Source organism: bacterium (assembly GCA_023382385.1).
Classification (GTDB): Bacteria; Electryoneota; RPQS01; order RPQS01; family RPQS01; genus JABWCQ01.
Window position 1 is genome coordinate 399,912 of the sequence record JAHDVH010000003.1, and the last position, 16,895, is coordinate 416,806.

Sequence of the window (16,895 nt, forward strand, 5' to 3'; positions counted from 1 at the left end):
ACTGCTATGAAATTGCTTGAAGGTATTCGCGTCCTCGATCTGACCAACGTGCTCTCCGGCCCCTTTGCCACATTGCATCTGGCACTCGCAGGTGCGGACGTGATCAAAATTGAAAATCCGACGGACGGCGATCTCGCGCGCAAGCTCGGCTGTGTTCCCGATTTTAACAAGAAGCTGATGGGAACAAGTTTCCTCGCACAGAACGCGAACAAGCGCTCCCTGACTCTAAACCTGAAACAGCCTGCGGCCAAAGAAATCTTCAAAAAGCTCGTCAAGAACGCCGACGTGGTGGTGGAGAACTTCCGGCCCGACGTGATGAAGCGGCTCGGACTCTCATATGAAGTCTTGTGTGAGATTAACCCCAAACTCATCTACTGCGCCATCTCCGGCTTCGGTCAAACAGGGCCCGACGCGTTCAAACCCGCCTACGACCAGATTATTCAGGGATTGTCCGGCGAAATGGCCATCAACGGAGACGAGCGGCTGCATCCTCTGCGTGCAGGGTTTCCGATCTGCGATACGGTCGGCGGACTGAATGCCGCTTTTGCCGTGATGGGAGCGCTTTACTATCGCGAGCGCACGGGTGAAGGCCAGTTTATTGACGTTGCACTCCTCGACTCGATCATGCCGCTTATGGGCTGGGTCGTCGCCAACTGGATGATTGGACAGCAGCATCCCGTTCTGATGGGCAATGAAAACTTCACAGCCGCTCCCTCAGGTGTGTTCAAGACCAAAGACTGCTACATCAATATCGCCGCCAATAAACAGGAACAGTGGGAAGCCCTGGCGGATTTGGTCGGTGTGCCCGAACTTAAGACCGATCCGCGTTTTCAGGAGCGTGATGCTCGCAAGAAGAATCGCACGCAACTGACTCCCCTGCTCGAAGCGAAACTGATGGAGCGCGAAGGTGCGTTCTGGGTCGAAGAACTGAATAAGCATGATGTGCCGGCCGGATTGATTCTGTCCCTCGAAGACGCCCTGATGCAGCCTCAAATCGCACATCGCAAGGCGTTCAACAAGGTCAACGTGGACGGCATCGGTGACTTGGAACTATTCAATCTCACGGCGAAATTCTCGAAAACTCCGGGCGACGTTACCGCGCCGCCGCCGAAACTTGGTGAACATACCGATCTGCTGCTTGGCGAACTGGGCTACAGCGCCGCGGAGATTGCCAAACTGCGTGAAGACAAAGTAATTTAAGATATCAGGAGCAACATAATGCCCATGACGTTAGCAGAGAAGATTCTGGCGCGCGCGGCAGGTCTGCCGGAAACCAAAGCGGGAGACGTGGTCGAACCGCAGGTGGATCTGGCCATGTCGCACGAGAACGCCGCGCTCGTTCTCCATCAATTCAAGGAAATCTACAAGGGTCTCAATGTCGAGCCGCGCGTGTGGGATCCAAGCCGGATCGCGATCATTTTCGATCATCGTGTCCCCGCCGAAAGCTCGAAAACCGCGACGAACCAAAAGCGCGTGCGCGATTTCGTCGGCGAACAAGGCATCACGAAATTCCACGACATTCGAGGCGACCAAGGCGGCATCTGCCATCAGATTCTGCCCGAATACGGCTACGTGCGCCCGGGTGCCGTCGTGGTCGGCACGGACAGCCACACCACCACTCACGGAGCGCTTGGCGCGTTTGCCTTTGGCATCGGTGCGACGGAAATGGCCAGCGTCTGGGCACTCGGATCCGCGCTGAACATCGAGGTGCCCAGAACCATCAAAGTCGAAATCAACGGCGCCTTGTCAAATTTTGTGTCCGCAAAAGATGTGATCCTCTATCTCATCGGACTGATCAAAGCCAACGGTGCCAACTACCGCGCGCTTGAGTTTCACGGCTCGACGATCCGCAATATGTCCACGTCGTCGCGGCTGGTGCTTTGCAACATGTCCGTCGAAGCCGGCGCGACGGTCGGCATGGTTCCACCCGATGTCGAAACCAAGCGCTACCTGCGCGACGAAGCGAAAGTCTCCGACACCCTCTGGATGGAATCACCCGATGCCGATGCGGACTATGAGCGTGTCGTTCAGATTGATGCAAACAAACTTGCCCCGCAGATCGCCTGCCCGCATACGGTGGACAATGTGAAGCCTGTGACCGACATTAAGGGAAAGAAAGTCGACCAAATCGTGATCGGATCCTGCACCAACGGACGGCTTGACGATCTTGCCGCAGCCGCATCGCTGATCCGCACAAAGAAAGTGCATCAACGCACGCGCATGCTCGTCTTCCCCGCGTCGTGGAATATCTACAAAGCGGCCATGGAGCGCGGCTATCTGAAAGACTTCGCCGATGCCGGTGCCGTCGTCATGAATCCCGGCTGCGGCTGCTGCTTGGGCGTGCATCAAGGCGCGCTGGGCGATGGTGAAGTGTCGCTTTCGACAACCAATCGCAACTTCAAAGGCCGTATGGGCAATCCGAATGCTGAAGTGTTTCTCTGTTCGCCGGAAGTGGCCGCTGCCAGTGCCATTCGCGGCGAAATCACCGACCCGAGAGAGGTGTAATCATGCCGAATGTCATTGCCGTTCTGGGAGACGATATCTCCACTGATCATATCTATCCGGGCCGTTTCATGGCTACGGTGCTGCCCAGCGAAACTCCTCAATTCTGTTTCGCCGATATGACCGAACTGAACGCCGCGTTGAAAGCAAAACAATTCCCCGCAGGGAGCTTCCTGGTCGCGGGTGAAAACTTCGGATGTGGCAGCTCGCGTGAGCAGGCCGCTTCGACGATTAACGGCCACAACTTGATTGTGGTCGCCCGCAGCTTCGCGCGCATTTTCATGCAGAATGCCGTCAATCTCGGCCTGCCCCTCATCATCTGTCCGCAGGTTGAAGCCTCGGAAGGGGACGAGCTGGAGCTTGCTGGCGGCAAGCTCGTCAACAAGTCTACGCGGAAGCAATTCGACATTGAGCCGCTGCCCCCATTACGTCAGGCCATCATCGATGCGGGCGGTTTGGTCGCCTACACAAGAGAAAGAGTAAAGCAGAGACTCGCCGCGCATTGATTCGCTGCGGCTTAATCATAGTAAAGCCCTCTGGTTCACCATCAGGGGGCTTTTTCATTTTAGCTCATCCCTTGACACGCTTATCAGGTAACAAGCGTCTCGCACCACTTTGAGTGCCAACTCGTCCGCGTAGGGACCCTGAATCACAGTCACAGCCGACGATACTTGCTTTAATCCCGTAAGCATGTTGCCCAATTGGGTTCCCCATCCAAGCCGGGCAATAGGCTTGCAACCCTTACATAACTCAATGGACCCATCAGAATAATCTAAATCGTGATTGCCCAAATGTTTACAACATTTTTACAAAAACAGCTTGACTTTTTGTAGATATTGTATTATATTAGCACCAACAAACCACCAGCGGCGCAATCAAAATCCGGCACCAGCCAGACGAATCTCTTCCCGCACCCTCCTTAGTCTACAGTTTTCAGGTTATTGCTCGATAAGTTGACCCACGAGGGAGGATTGGTTATATTTGGGGCCAGCCAGAACATTTCTCTTGACCCCTGAGTATAAAGCACATGATTGACTCCCCTTCCCCGTTTGTCAAGCCGCATCCCGGCCTCCGAATCAAGGACTACCAGCCGGTCGTCCCGCGTCCCACTGCCGAACAAGTCGCACGATTCCCGCAGGATGCAACTGAGTTGCTCGACCGTATCTGGGCCAGACACAACGAGCTGATTCCCTACGGGCAGTATGGCCTCGACTGGATTCGTGGCAAGCACTTCCTGATTGCCGGTGGAACCGGTCCCGGCCTCGGTGGAGCCATCGAAAGCGCCGTGCGCAGATTCACCTCTGTTGACGGAAGCGTGACTGTGCTGGCTCGTGATCTAACCCGCTCCGTCGGTTTCGAAATGGGCAAGCAGATGGCCGAGCGCGCGGAAAGAATGGGCTTCGGCAATCGCTATCACCTGTCCAATGACGGGATGGCGCTCGAAGGTCCCGCCTTCGAGTCACTGCTGCAATCGCTCAAGGAAGCAGGGGCACAGCAGATCATTTACATCAACTGCGTTGCTGCGGCCGTTGCGGGAATGCTGCCCGGAATGCCCCCGATTTACGTCAAGGATGTCGATGAGGAAGGCCTTTTTCAATACAAGCTCCTTCCCTTGACAGACGCGCAGATCGAAAACACCCGCCACGTGATGGGCCGCATGGCCGTCGAGTTCCCGCATAAGCTCGAAGAAGCAGGCATTAAGGTTCACGTCACCACCTACATCGACTGGCGCGGCAGTCTGGACGTCATCAGCCGCGACCCTGAAAGTCCGTTCTACGGTCGTCAGGGACCCTACTCCACCAGCCTCTATCTTCCCAAAGAATTCCTGCAGGCGGACACCATCAAGTCCTACGGGCATGGCCGCATCGTGCTGGATGTATTTCTGCCTGTGATGCGCACCCGTGCCTTGGGTTTTATTCCGGGTGCAATTCCCCAGTCCTACCTGTTCGAAAAGATGATGAAAATGTCGGACATACGGCAGCGCGACGTTCCCGAACTCGCATTGGGAGTCCTCGACCAGATTGGCCGCGCCGTCTCCGGCGGAACCTACAATCCCTTCCCTCGTCTGGACGAACACGAAATCCCGCTCGAAGAGTGGTATTGGCAGATCGTCCAGAGACTCTGTGACGACGAGTCAAGTGAGTTTTACTGGAAGAAATGGATTGAAATGTAGCCTCGCAAGAGTGTGATTCCTTTCAAGGATCCGGTGCGAGCTGCGCCGGATCTTTCTTTATCTCACGATTTATCTGAGGATAGAATGGGATAACACGAGTCAGGTTCTGCCGCGTGCCAAGTGGACAATTCGGCGTAAATTCTCTACATTGGTGCTTACAATGAATAGCTATTTCTCTTAAATCTAAGGCATAGTAATGGACTACTTCCTAAACGAAGACCAACTGGCGTTGCGCGATCTGGCGCGCAAGATTGCAGAAGAAAGAGTTCGCCCCGTCGCCGCGCAGTATGACCGCGACGGAACCTTTCCGTGGGACATCGTGAAAGTGTTCGCCGAAGCCGGACTGTTCGGCATCGTGATTCCCGAAGAGCACGGCGGACTGGGCATGGGCGTGCTCGAACTCGCCGTCGTTACTGAAGAACTCTCCAAGGCGTGCGGCGGCATTACGCTCGCGCTTGCGGCTTCCGCGCTCGGCACCTTTCCGATTCTGCTCAGCGCCAACGAAGAACAGCAGAAGCGTTATCTGCCCGATCTTGCCGAAGGAAAGTATCTTGCCGCTTTCGGATTGACCGAACCCAACGCGGGTTCAGACGCGGGTTCGATGAGAACGCGCGCCGTGCGCGACGGTGACGACTACATTCTGAACGGTTCGAAGATCTTCATTACCAATGGCGGCGCGGCGCACATTTATACCATCATCGCCGTGACGGATCCGACGAAAGGGTCGCGCGGCACGACCGCGTTCATCGTGCAGGATGATTACCCCGGCTTCAAGGTCGGCAAGCACGAGGACAAGATGGGCATTCGCGCGTCGGCAACGAATGAGATTATTTTTGAAGACTGCCGCGTTCCCGTCGCAAATCGCATCGGTCAAGAGGGTCAAGGGTTTCTCGTGGCGATGAAGACGCTCGACAAGTCTCGTCCCGGTGTCGCGGCGCAGGCGCTCGGCATCGCGCAAGGCGCGTTTGATCTGGCCGTGGACTACGCGAAGCATCGCTATCAGTTCGGACATCCGATTATGAATCTGCAGGCGATTCAATTCATGCTGGCGGATATGGCCACCTCGATCGAATCGGCACGCGCGCTGCTTTATCAGACTGCACGACACATCGACGCGGGCAACAAGGACATCTCGCGTTATTCGGCAATGAGCAAGCTCTACGCCTCCGACGTCGCGATGAAGGTCACGACCGACGCCGTGCAGATCTTCGGCGGCTACGGCTACATGCGCGATTATCCGATTGAGAAGTACATGCGCGACGCGAAGATTACGCAAATCTACGAAGGCACCAATCAGATTCAGAGACTCGTTATCGGCAATTCACTGGTGAAAGGTTAGGCAGGCCGCTGTCGTTTCGGTGATACTCTACGAAACAAAAGCGCCTGACGATGGATCGTCAGGCGCTTCTCGCGAAGCAATATTGCTGATTACTTTTTGCGCCTCTTGGAAGAGCTTTCCAAGATCGGAGCGAGGGCATCCACCAGCGTGGGTTCACCGATCTCCTGCAGGTCATACATCACGCGCACGTGCGGCTTAGTAATCTTGATGACGCGACCGAGGTCAATCGGTGTCGCAACGATCACCGAATCCACTTTCGCCTTTGTAATCGTTGCCTCAAGGTCCTTCATCTGCTTTTCCCCGTATCCCATTGCTGGAAGCAGCGAACCAATGCCGGGATAGATCCTGAACGTCTCGGCAATCGAGCCGACCGCGAAGGGACGCGGATCCACCATCTCGGCAGCCCCGTATTTCTTTGCCGCGACCACTCCCGCGCCATACTTCATCTCGCCGTGCGTGCACGTCGGGCCGTCTTCAATCACCAGAACGCGCTTGCCGCGAATCTTCTCGGGGTGTTCAACCTTGATCGGAGAAGCGGCATCGATCACCATCGCCTTCGGATTGACTTCTTCAATCGTCTGCCTGAGCTGTTGAATCTGCTCCGGTGCCGCGCTGTCGATCTTGTTCATCACAATCACATCGGCCATGCGGAAATTCGTCTCGCCGGGATAATAGGTCATCTCGTTGCCGGCTCGCAGCGGATCGGCGACCGTGATGTAAATATCCGGCTTGAAGAACGGTAAATCGTTGTTCCCACCGTCCCACAAAATCACATCCGCTTCCTTCTCCGCCTCACGCAGAATCTTCTCGTAGTCCACGCCCGCATAGATGACTTGTCCGCGCGCGATGTGTGGCTCGTATTCCTCCATCTCCTCAATGGTGCAGTTATGCTTCTTCAGGTCAGCAATGGAGCCAAAGCGTTGCACAATCTGCTTCGTCAAATCACCATAGGGCATCGGATGTCTGACGGCGACGACTTTCTTGCCGGCGGCTTTCAGAATTTCCGCAACCTTGCGAGTGGTCTGTGATTTCCCCGCTCCGGTGCGCACGGCGCAGACGGCCACGACCGGCTTCGAGGACTTGATCATCGTTTCGCGGCCGCCAACGAGTTTGAAATTCGCTCCAGTTGCCAGAATCCGCGACGCCCAATGCATCACATATTCGTGCTTGACATCGCTGTAGCTGTAAACCACTTCGTCGATCTCGTGTTTCCTAATCAAGTTTTCAAGCTCTGATTCGGGATAGATTTTGATGCCCTTGGGATAGAGCTTGCCCGCGAGCACGGCGGGATACGTGCGATCCTCGATGCCCGGAATTTGCGCCGCCGTGAAGGCCACGACCTCGAAGGTTTCGTTATCGCGATAGACGGTGTTAAAATTGTGGAAGTCGCGGCCGGCCGCGCCCTGAATGATGGTTTTGATGCGTCGCATAGTGAGTTAAGAAGTGAAAAAAGTGAAGAGAAAAGTAGAATCGAAATGCAATTTAACCGTCTGATCGTTCGAGCGGCATCGACATGCAGCGGGGTCCGCCTAATCCGCGCACGAGTTCGGAGCCGGGAATCTCGAGCACGTCCACACCGGCATCGCGCAAGGCGCGATTCGTATGAACGTTCCGTTCGTATGAGATGACTCGATCGGGAGCGATGGCCAGCATGTTTGAACCTGCGGAACGCTGTTCGCGAGCGGCATATCGCAGATCGCCGTTCGCCGTGCGAATCACATTCAGATCGCCGCCAAGCTCATCGCTGAGTATTTGAAGCACCGAACGGTCGTCCCTTCTGGAAATCGGCCTTCCCCCGTCGGGATTTGCTTCGTAGCGGAGAATTGACGGGCCGTGTTCAACGACCGGAGGAAACAGCACAACAGTTCGCGGACCGACGATTGTGAATACCGTATCCAAATGCATGTATACGCGCTCCGGCGGAATCACGACTTCGTAGACGCGTTTCGCCTGACCGGCCGCGAACAGTTTTCCCGCGACCAGTTCTATCGTCTCGCTGCGCGTGCGTTCGCTGCGACCGATAGCAATCGACTCATCGTTCAGGACAATGATGTCGCCGCCTTCAATTGTGAAGGGCCGCGCTTCCAAGTCGCTGTCGCCGAAAATGAACTTCGTTCCCGTGAACGACGGATGAAGCTCTAGGACGGTGTGCGTCACCCACGTTTCGCGAATGCGGGCCGGATAGTGAGCGTTGCAGGAAATGACCTCATCGCGGAATACAAACGCCGGATCCCGTGTGAAGTAGGCATTCGGCAGCGGATCTATCAGGAAACGATCGTGGTGCACTTGCGCACTGGATGGCGCACTCCCGCTCGCCTGCGCGAACTCCTGCTCGGTTAAGCCGTGAAAGATCAGACGCGTTGTCGCGTCCACTGAAAAGTGATCCAGTATGGGCTTCGACAGCGCGGGATTGTGATTCAGCTCGCAGGCTTCCTGCACGAGGCGTGCACGTCCACTCTCAGAGGCGACTACGTCGTGCACGAGATCGGACAACATCAGCACGTCCACTCCGTTCTCCCGCAATACACGGCAGAATGCGTCGTGCTCCATCTGCATCTGTTTCAAGTAGGGAATATCTTCGAGGAGGAAGCCCTGAACATTACCCGGCGTTAGTCTATCCAGTTCATCTCCAGGACGATGCACGACCAGCGCCTTCAGCGGAGAGAACTCGTTGCAAACATTAAGTCTGAAGCGCTTCAGAAAATCCTCGCGATGGGGTGCAATCATTGACTATTCTTTTAGTATAGTGTTTTCCGCGCTGATTTTCAAGCTACTCCACGCTTTCCTGACCCTTTAACGTGGCGACTTGAACACTTGAATAATGGCACGAGGGCTGCTCACTCGTGAACAGCCCTCGTTATGATAAGGTCAGCGTCAGGGCGCCGACTCAACTGACTTGGGGCACCAACTCAGAAGATGTCTGTGTTTCCGTCTCGGTTTCCCAGGCCTTTTTGCTGAAACGGTCCAGCACTGTATACATTACCGGCACCAGCACGAGCGAGAGCAGCAAGGACGACAGCAGACCGCCGATAATCACGACACCCATGCCTGCGCGCATTTCGGAGCCGTCGCCGAGCGCCAGCGCTAAGGGAAGCATACCCACCACCATCGTCAGCGTTGTCATGATGATCGGACGCAGTCGTCGCGGACCGGCTTCCAACAACGCTTCATGTGCCGTACGCCCTTTATGCCGCAGTTGGTTGGTCAAGTCGACGATTAGAATACCGTTCTTAGTGACCAGTCCCATCAGAATCAACAATCCGATCATCGAGAACATCGAGAGTGTGTAGCCCGTCAAAGCCAGACCGAGGAACGCTCCCACAATCGCGACAGGCACCGAGAACATCACCACGAAGGGATATATGTAGCTTTCATACAGCACGACCAGAACCATGTAGATGAACAGAATGGACAGGAAGATCGCCTGCACCATATCCGTGATCATCGTGCGCATGTTCTCGACGTCACCATAGGCGAAGAACTGCACTCCCTGCGGCGGGACATACTGAGCCATTTGGAGATCAAATTCCCCCTGCACTTCTCCGAGTGAGCGGCCAACGACGTTCGCAGATACCGTGACAAGCCGCTGGCGATCCTTGCGCATGATGGACGAAGGACCGCTCGTGCGTTCTATGTCAGCGACATCACCCAGTCTCACCATCTGCCCCGCTCCGTTCTTCACTCCGATTTCCGCGACCTTGCTCGGATCATTTCGATACTCGGGCGTCAGCAGAGAGCGGATGTCCACTTCAATTTCGCCGGTGCGAAATCGCGTAATGATATTTCCATTGACGGCGCTGCGCAATGCGTTTGCGACTTGACCGGGCGTCAACAAACTTGACGCGGCGCGCTCGCGATCCACGACAATTTTCAGCTCCGGCGCACCGAGTTGGTAGCTTGATTGAACGTCGCGCGCACCCGGCACCTGACGCAGGACACTCATGGCGTAGTCGGCGGCGACCTGCACGCTGTCGAGGTTCTGTCCGCGCACTTCATATTGAATAGGTGCGGCGTTTGCCATTCCGAACATACCGATGTCGCTGATTCGAGTTTCAAGGCCGGGCATGTCTTTGCAGAACTGAACAATCTGATTTTGCGTCTCGGTCGTGCTCTGCTTGCGTGCATCGCGCGGCCTGAGTTTCACCTGGATGCTGCCCAGTCGCGGACTCTCTTCAAGTCCCCACTCCGACTCTTGCAGCCCGATCGTGCTCATGACCTGTTCTACTTCGGGGTGCGAGTCAAGAAAGCTCTCGACGCGGGACATGACTGCGCTGTTTTCTTCGAGCGTCGAGCCCAGCGGCATCTTGGTGAAGATCGCAAACTCGCCGCGATCCATCGGCGGCACAAAGTCACTGCCGATAAATCCAAGCGGGATGAGAGCTATCGAAAAGATCATCGCCGCCGTGACCATGCTGAAGACGGCAAGACGGTGCGACAGTGCCCAGCTCAACACTCCTCGATAGCGTCTTTCCAGAACGGCGAATCCTGCTTCAAACCGGCGGGCAAAACCGCGCATCCATTTCTCGCCGTGAACATTTTCCGCGCTGTTCAAGCGACTTGCCAAGAGAGGTGTCACCGTGAACGAGACGATCAGCGACATGACCAGCGCGGTCACAAACACAACCGAAAACTCGCGGAATATGTTGCCGACAAGTCCTTCAACGAATGCTATAGGCAGGAATGTCACCACGTCGACCATCGTAATGGACACCGCCGCGAGGCCGATCTCATTTCTCCCTTTGATGGCAGCTGTTCGGGGGTCCGCCCCTCGCTTCAACCATTGATGGATGTTTTCGAGCACGACGATTGAATCGTCGACAAGCACACCGATCACTGTGCCCAGCGCCATCATCGTCATCAGATTCACCGAGAAGTTGAACAACTTCATCGAAATGAACGTCGAGACAATTGAAATCGGAATCGCAATCAACACTATCAGGGAATTGCGCATTGAATGCAGGAACACGAGCAGGACCAGGGCAACTGTGATGAGCGCCTCTGCAATATTGCGCTGAACCTCTTTGATAGAGTTGCGGTTAAATATTGTGATGTCCTGACCGATCTCGATCGTGACGCGTGTGCCGTGCTCCGCCGACACCGCATCCAAAACCTTGCGAACGCGTTCAGACGTGCGCACGCTGTTTGCCTGTGCCTGCTTGACGATTTGAATTCCCAACGCGGATGTCTTGTCCAATCGCGTGAGCGAGCGGTCTGACTTCACCGTATCACTGACCTGCGCGACATCCCGCAGGTAGATGGCTGACCCGTCGGCGAGTGGAAGACGCGTCAATTCAATTTCGTGAAGTGCTTCATACTTTCCGGACAACCGAATCGTATAATCCTGCGATTGCGAATAGACTTTCCCCGCCGGAACATCCAGATTGTCCGCGGCCAGATACTGATTGAACTCTGTCAACGAGAGTCCGTGTGTAGCGAGCTTTTCGGGATCCACTGCAATCTGGATTTCACGTTCCGCCGCTCCTGTGATGACGACTTGACCGACTCCATCCACCTGCTCGAGTCTCGGACGAATGACCTGATCCACAAAAGTGAAGAGGTCCGGCTGGGACATTTCGCTGGATACCGCAAGGCGTAAAATCGGAAGCTGACCGAGGTCGGCTTTGAAAATCTGCGGTTCTTCGGCATCGTCCGGTAAAAGCGCACGCACTGTAGTTATCATCCGCTGCGTTTCCTGGAGGACGACGTCCGCATCCGCAGACATATCGAACTCCAGAATGACAACGGAAGCATTCTCGCGATTGACAGAGCGGATGTGCTTGAGCTTGTTCAGTGACACGACGGCGTCTTCAATCGGACGCGAGACCATCGTTTCAACTTCCTGCGGGCCTGCGCCCGGCCAGATGGTCACAACGGTGACGTACGGCCAGTTCATCGTCGGGAGCAGGTCCACCGGCAGCCGCTGGTAGAGCATGATGCCCAGCACCGCAATCGCCAGGAAGAACATGGCTACTGCGCTGGGCCGCTTTATCGATAGTTCGGTAATAGTCATACTTGTTTACTCCAGCGTCAGATTGATTTCGGAGCCTTGCGACAACAGCTGGTTTCCTGTCACGATGACGGTGTCCCCTGCCGCAAGACCGCTGATGGCAATCCGGTCTTCCATCGTGCCCAAGATCCGCACGATCTTTTTCGCCGCCTTGTTTCCGTTCGCCACAAACACGATGGTGCGTCCCACGTCCGGCAGTGTTGCGGCACGAGGCACCACTAAGCTGCTCTCGTCCACTCCCGCAAAGATCTTTGCGCGCGCAAACATCCCTGATTTCACACCCTCTATTCCATTCATGGTCAGTTCGACCGGAAACGTTCGTGCACCTTGCATGGCGCGCGCGCCGATTGAAGTGACCTCTGCCGCAAAGGTGTCACCGAGCGCTTCCACAAAAACCGCTGCCGGCGCTCCGATCTGAATGAACTTGAGTTCGGATTCAGAGATCTGAAGTGGAAGTTTCAGCTCACTGATATCGACCAATTGAAAGACCGGCTGACCTCTGTCAATCATCTGTCCGACTTCCGTCAGGCGCGCGGTGATCGTTCCGGCAAAGGGGGCACGAATTGTGGCTTCTTCATAGGTTTTCTTGGCCGCACGGTATTGCACTTCCGCGGACTTCCTGCCAAGACGTGCGTTCTCAAAATCCGATTCCGAAACGCTCTTCTCATTGAACAGCTTCTCAACGCGCTCGAAGTCCAACCGTGCCTTCTCAAATGCGATTTTGGCTCGCTCGGCATCCAGTTCAAGCAGTTCGTCATCCAGCCTAAGCAAGGGCTGGCCGGCCTTCACAACGGTGCCGACATCCGCGTAAACGTGCTCAATCTGTCCTCCGACTTCGGCGGAGAGAACAGATTCACGACGGCCCAGTAACGTTCCACTCTTCTCCACGAATAGTTCGAAGGGTTCTGTCTCCAGCACGAAGCCGCTGACGGGAATCACCGACGCATATGCAGTCTGGGCGATGTCGCCGTGCGCGTCCTTGAGCGCCTTGCCGGTCACGATCGCAACGACAAGGCCGATGAACGTCGTTAGTGTGATAATTCGCGTTCTACTCATCTATTTCTCCTGATTTCAATTTGCAAAGGGGGATTGACCGAGAGCGAGTCTCAATCTGGCTGCGGCGAGCAGCCTGCGATAGTTGGCGTCTGCGAGGGAAACACGCGCCGTCAATTCGTCCAGCTGCACTGCATCCATTTCCAGCGGCGTGACTTGCCCCTGCGCAAACTTCGTTTGAGCGATACGGCGGGCCTCTTCGGCGAGCTGCACCGCGAGCCGTGCGGCCGATTCATTCTCCTGCGCGGTCTTCAGATCCTTGGCAGCGGATTCATACTGCAGCCGCGCCCCGCGTTCGGCCTGCGCAAGATCCAGTTCGGCGCGCCGCCAGTCGGCCTTGTATTGGAGCGCCTTGCCGTGCGTCGCACCGCTGCTCCAGATCGGGATTGTCAATGACACTCCCGCGTAGAGGGCCGAGTAGTTGTTGCGTGGATGCACATCCCACTCATTGTTCTGCCACTGCCACTGATACTTTAACTGACCGCCGAGAACCGGCCAGCGAGCATTGCGATAGATGACGTAGAGATTTTCCTGCGCCACGGCGGCGTTGCGCAATGCCATGATATCGTCACGCTCCTTCAGGTCCGACTCGACTTCCGCCGTGTCCACGCCCAGGGCGTATTCAGCCAAACTTCCTTCGATTTGGAAGGTCGTATCTATCGGGACTCCGAGATATTCCCGAAGCGAAAGCTCCGCGAGCTGCAGATCGCTGCGGGCGCGGTCCAGTTCAGGTCGCTGGTTTTGCGCCTGAACTCGTACTCGCAGAACATCATAGTCGCTTAGCAAGCCGACGTCGCGCATGCGCTCAGCGCGTTTCAAGGAACTGTCGCTTACCGCGAGACTCAACTCGCGCGCGCTGACCACATCGCGCATTAAGAGCACCGTCCAGAAGCGCTGCATGACATCGAGTTCAGTTTGCGACTCCTGCCGTTCCACTCCATGCTTGGCGGCCAATGTGTAGGCTTTTGCACCACGCACGCCCGCTGCGATACGACCGAACGTGAGGAGAGGCTGATTCAAGGTTACGTTTGCTTGAAGCGCATTTTCCTGATCAAGCTCGAGAGCTGCAAAATCGCCGGTCTCGGGATTGGGGAAGAAAATCTTGCCTTTCTTGAGCGCGCGTTGATAGCCGACATGTCCTTCTATCTGCGGCAATGCGTTTGACCATGCTTCGTCCAATTGTCCGCGTGCCTTCTGCTGCTCAATTCGCGGTCGTTGCTGTGCAAGCGAGCGTGACTTGGCGATGGCAATCGCTTCGTTCAGCGTCATGCCGTTTGCGGCAGTCACCACAGCCAGTAAAAGCGTCAGAAATCCGAATTGTCTCATGCAGTCACCCCCTCTGCGAGTTCCTGTTTGCGTTTGTCCGTGACGATGGCATCGTAGACAAGTTTGCATGTGTATTCGATAATCTTGTAGGCTTGTTCGGGGTTTTCATAGCGTGTCGTGCAAGTGCCGCGATACAGCGCACTGATCGCTTCTGCAATCAAACGGGTATCGAAATGCTTAAAGCGTCCTTCACTCACACCACGTTCCAGAAGCTGTGTGATGACGTTCACCCAATTCTTGTGATTGCGGTCAAGTGCTTCGGCAACTTCAGGGTATTTCGCGCTCATGCTGACAAACTGTTGAAACAGGAGGTCAGGCAACGGGTCATTGGCCTTTTGCTCATATAAGAATCGATGTGCGAGATAGAGGGCTTCCGGGCCAAGCTGAGTGTCCTGGGCCATCTGAATCACCGCGCTTTGGCTTTGGTGTTCGAACTGCTCTGCCAAAGCAATCAGGATTTGCTCTTTTGAGGGGAAATACCAGTAGATAGCGCCTTTGGAAAGTCCGGCTTCGCGGGCGATTTCGTCTACTGAAGTCTTGTCGTATCCTTTGGTGGCGAACAGGCGTCCTGCGGCGACAAGGATTTGTTCGAGGCGTTGGTCTTTAAGCAGATGTTCTGTCATTTTGTCTCCAAACCGACTGGTCAGTCAATTGGGTGACAATCTACGCTCTTCATTTTTCAGTGTCAATAGCAAACCGACCAGTCGGTCAAATATTTAACTATTTGTATTTTATGCATAAAATAGAATTCTTGAGATTTTCGAGAGGCATTTTGCGGTTGTTCTGCTGCGCTCGGACCGAGGTGGTGTTGGGCACTTTGACGCCCTTAAATCAGTCAATAAGTCCTGTAGTTGATTGCGGATAAGACTTTGTGTATCTTTTCACAGGTGCCTGAGACCGGAGCACGGGACTCGAGGAGTTGCCCCGATTTTGAGCGGCTCCGGACTCAAGGACGGCCCTTTTCGTCGAGACCATTAGAATACCTATAGACAACCCGGAAACCATGAATCGCGATACTACACTCCCGACATCGCTTGCCGCAACACGCAACAGCACTTTGATTGAACCTGCATCGCGAATCGAACGCCTGTTAGGCAAGTCGGCGTCCAAATGGACAGAGCACGATCTTGCCAATGTATTTGTCACATTGAATCTTCGTCAAGTGTCGCTCATGCATGTTTGCGGAGACGGCATGTTGAAGACGCTCGACTTTGCGCCACGTGACCATAATCACTTCATGCAAATTGTCCGATACGGCGAGCGCGCTGACGGATCGAGTCTGTTCCCCGGACTCGGTATTGCATCGGGCGCCTCGGATATAGTCTTGAAACCGCGCCTCGAAACGGCATTTGTCGATCCGTTCTCCCGCGAGGGGACACTGGCAATTCTGTGCGGCCACATTACGCGCGAGGGCAAACCGCTCCCGCAGTCTGGTGATTCGGTTGTTCGCCGCGCCTACGACTTGTTGCTTAAGGAGTCAGGTTACGAATTGCACGCACTCGGTGAAATCGAGTATTTCATCGGCCACCACGCTGCGGACAACGTGGACGTGACAAATGAAGATCGCGGCTATCACGCCAGCGCCCCGATGGTGTTTGGACAGGAATTGCGCCGACGCGCGCTGACACTGCTGGCGGAAATGGGAGTTCCGGCGAAGTATGCTCACAGTGAGGTGGGATTTGCCGGAGCGGAGAGCGACTCCGACCTGACGTGGGAACAGCACGAGATTGAGTTGGCGCTAAGGCCACTGCCTGAGGCCGCTGACTCCGTCGCTCTGACTCACTGGGTCTTGCGGAATCTCGCTCACGAAGCAGGTTTGCGCATCAGTTTCGATCCTGTGGTGAAACGCGGGCACGCGGGAAGCGGCATGCACTTCCACCTTGCCGGTTATCGGGATGGACAATACCTAACTGTGCTGGAAGCCGGCGGAAAGGTCAGTAAATACGCGGAAGTATTAATCGCAGGGCTACTGAAACATGGTTGTGCGCTGATGGTCTTCGGGAATCGCACCAAGAGCTCGTTCGTGCGGCTCTTTCAAGGAAAGGAGTCTCCTGCGGGAGTGACTTGGGGGCAGTATAACCGCAAGGCTCTTGTGCGTCTGCCGATTATCACCAAAGATGCGGACGGCGGCACCGTCACAGCGGAGACGGTCGAATTCCGGCTTCCGGACGGCTCGGCGGTTCCGCACTTCCTGCTGGCGGGCATCGTGCAGGCCGCTCGGGCTGCGAACTCGTTCACGGATCGTTCCAAGCTGCTTGACAGCCTGCGTGCGGACGCCAAGGATACCGTTGCAAGCAAGTCCATCCCGCGAGGATTCGCCGAGATTGCCGAGCTGCTGGAGCAGGAGCGCGCGGTATTTGAGGCCAACGACGTTTTCTCTCCCGTGCTGATGGATGCCGAGATTGCGCGTCTGAAGTCTGCCGGATAACGCATCAGCGGCTTGCACAAAACTATGAAGCCCCGGCATTTCGCCGGGGCTTCCTTTTGAGTTTATG

At 55.5% G+C, this 16,895-nt stretch carries 12 protein-coding genes; 6 read left to right on the plus strand and 6 right to left on the minus strand.

The annotated features are described in order from the left end of the window. Positions 1 to 6 precede the first annotated feature (6 nt). The 5 genes from KJZ99_09960 (at position 7) to KJZ99_09980 (ending at position 6,014) form a co-directional block, all read left to right on the plus strand. Positions 7 to 1,200 carry a CoA transferase gene (locus tag KJZ99_09960; GenBank protein MCL4306228.1) on the plus strand — a complete coding sequence of 398 codons (1,194 nt, stop codon included), beginning with the start codon at positions 7 to 9 and terminating at the stop codon, positions 1,198 to 1,200. Positions 1,201 to 1,218: 18 nt separating this feature from the next. Continuing rightward, on the plus strand, positions 1,219 to 2,505 hold the full coding sequence (locus KJZ99_09965; GenBank protein MCL4306229.1) for a 3-isopropylmalate dehydratase large subunit: 1,287 nt from the start codon (positions 1,219 to 1,221) through the stop codon (positions 2,503 to 2,505). Positions 2,506 to 2,507: 2 nt separating this feature from the next. Beyond that, positions 2,508 to 3,008, plus strand: a complete 501-nt coding sequence (locus tag KJZ99_09970; GenBank protein ID MCL4306230.1) for a 3-isopropylmalate dehydratase — start codon at positions 2,508 to 2,510, stop codon at positions 3,006 to 3,008. A 521-nt stretch (positions 3,009 to 3,529) separates the two neighbouring features. Further along, the gene (locus tag KJZ99_09975; protein ID MCL4306231.1) at positions 3,530 to 4,675 is read left to right on the plus strand and encodes a hypothetical protein; all 1,146 of its coding nucleotides are present in this window, start codon (positions 3,530 to 3,532) and stop codon (positions 4,673 to 4,675) included. Positions 4,676 to 4,871: 196 nt separating this feature from the next. Continuing rightward, a complete protein-coding gene (locus KJZ99_09980; protein ID MCL4306232.1) occupies positions 4,872 to 6,014 on the plus strand; it encodes an acyl-CoA dehydrogenase family protein in 1,143 nt (380 codons plus the stop codon). 89 nt (positions 6,015 to 6,103) lie between these two features. Here KJZ99_09980 and KJZ99_09985 read toward each other — a convergent pair whose 3' ends face one another. From KJZ99_09985 to KJZ99_10010, 6 genes are all read right to left on the minus strand, one after another. Continuing rightward, positions 6,104 to 7,444 carry a cyclic 2,3-diphosphoglycerate synthase gene (locus KJZ99_09985; GenBank protein MCL4306233.1) on the minus strand — a complete coding sequence of 447 codons (1,341 nt, stop codon included), beginning with the start codon at positions 7,442 to 7,444 and terminating at the stop codon, positions 6,104 to 6,106. A gap of 52 nt (positions 7,445 to 7,496) precedes the next feature. Further along, positions 7,497 to 8,741 (minus strand): arginine deiminase, encoded by a 1,245-nt coding sequence (locus KJZ99_09990; protein ID MCL4306234.1) that lies wholly within the window; start codon positions 8,739 to 8,741, stop codon positions 7,497 to 7,499. 160 nt (positions 8,742 to 8,901) lie between these two features. Next, positions 8,902 to 12,024, minus strand: coding sequence for an efflux RND transporter permease subunit (locus tag KJZ99_09995; GenBank protein ID MCL4306235.1), 3,123 nt, complete (start codon positions 12,022 to 12,024; stop codon positions 8,902 to 8,904). Between the two features lie 6 nt (positions 12,025 to 12,030). Next, positions 12,031 to 13,077 carry an efflux RND transporter periplasmic adaptor subunit gene (locus tag KJZ99_10000; GenBank protein MCL4306236.1) on the minus strand — a complete coding sequence of 349 codons (1,047 nt, stop codon included), beginning with the start codon at positions 13,075 to 13,077 and terminating at the stop codon, positions 12,031 to 12,033. 15 nt (positions 13,078 to 13,092) lie between these two features. Continuing rightward, positions 13,093 to 14,400: a TolC family protein gene (locus KJZ99_10005; protein ID MCL4306237.1), complete on the minus strand. Its 1,308-nt coding sequence runs from the start codon at positions 14,398 to 14,400 to the stop codon at positions 13,093 to 13,095. After that, the gene (locus KJZ99_10010; GenBank protein ID MCL4306238.1) at positions 14,397 to 15,023 is read right to left on the minus strand and encodes a TetR/AcrR family transcriptional regulator; all 627 of its coding nucleotides are present in this window, start codon (positions 15,021 to 15,023) and stop codon (positions 14,397 to 14,399) included. The genes KJZ99_10005 and KJZ99_10010 overlap by 4 nt, the downstream gene beginning before the upstream one ends. Positions 15,024 to 15,403: 380 nt before the next feature. On the opposite strand from KJZ99_10010, the gene KJZ99_10015 reads away from it, so the two are divergent. Then, entirely contained in the window at positions 15,404 to 16,828 is a 1,425-nt protein-coding gene (locus tag KJZ99_10015) for a glutamine synthetase (protein MCL4306239.1), read from the plus strand. Positions 16,829 to 16,895 lie beyond the last annotated feature (67 nt).

Coding starts and splice junctions, on each gene's coding strand:
- KJZ99_09960 (MCL4306228.1), top strand. CDS start 7: ATGAAATTGCTTGAAGGTATTCGCGTCCTCGATCTGACCAACGTGCTC.
- KJZ99_09965 (MCL4306229.1), top strand. CDS start 1,219: ATGCCCATGACGTTAGCAGAGAAGATTCTGGCGCGCGCGGCAGGTCTG.
- KJZ99_09970 (MCL4306230.1), top strand. CDS start 2,508: ATGCCGAATGTCATTGCCGTTCTGGGAGACGATATCTCCACTGATCAT.
- KJZ99_09975 (MCL4306231.1), top strand. CDS start 3,530: ATGATTGACTCCCCTTCCCCGTTTGTCAAGCCGCATCCCGGCCTCCGA.
- KJZ99_09980 (MCL4306232.1), top strand. CDS start 4,872: ATGGACTACTTCCTAAACGAAGACCAACTGGCGTTGCGCGATCTGGCG.
- KJZ99_09985 (MCL4306233.1), bottom strand. CDS start 7,444: ATGCGACGCATCAAAACCATCATTCAGGGCGCGGCCGGCCGCGACTTC.
- KJZ99_09990 (MCL4306234.1), bottom strand. CDS start 8,741: ATGATTGCACCCCATCGCGAGGATTTTCTGAAGCGCTTCAGACTTAAT.
- KJZ99_09995 (MCL4306235.1), bottom strand. CDS start 12,024: ATGACTATTACCGAACTATCGATAAAGCGGCCCAGCGCAGTAGCCATG.
- KJZ99_10000 (MCL4306236.1), bottom strand. CDS start 13,077: ATGAGTAGAACGCGAATTATCACACTAACGACGTTCATCGGCCTTGTC.
- KJZ99_10005 (MCL4306237.1), bottom strand. CDS start 14,400: ATGAGACAATTCGGATTTCTGACGCTTTTACTGGCTGTGGTGACTGCC.
- KJZ99_10010 (MCL4306238.1), bottom strand. CDS start 15,023: ATGACAGAACATCTGCTTAAAGACCAACGCCTCGAACAAATCCTTGTC.
- KJZ99_10015 (MCL4306239.1), top strand. CDS start 15,404: ATGAATCGCGATACTACACTCCCGACATCGCTTGCCGCAACACGCAAC.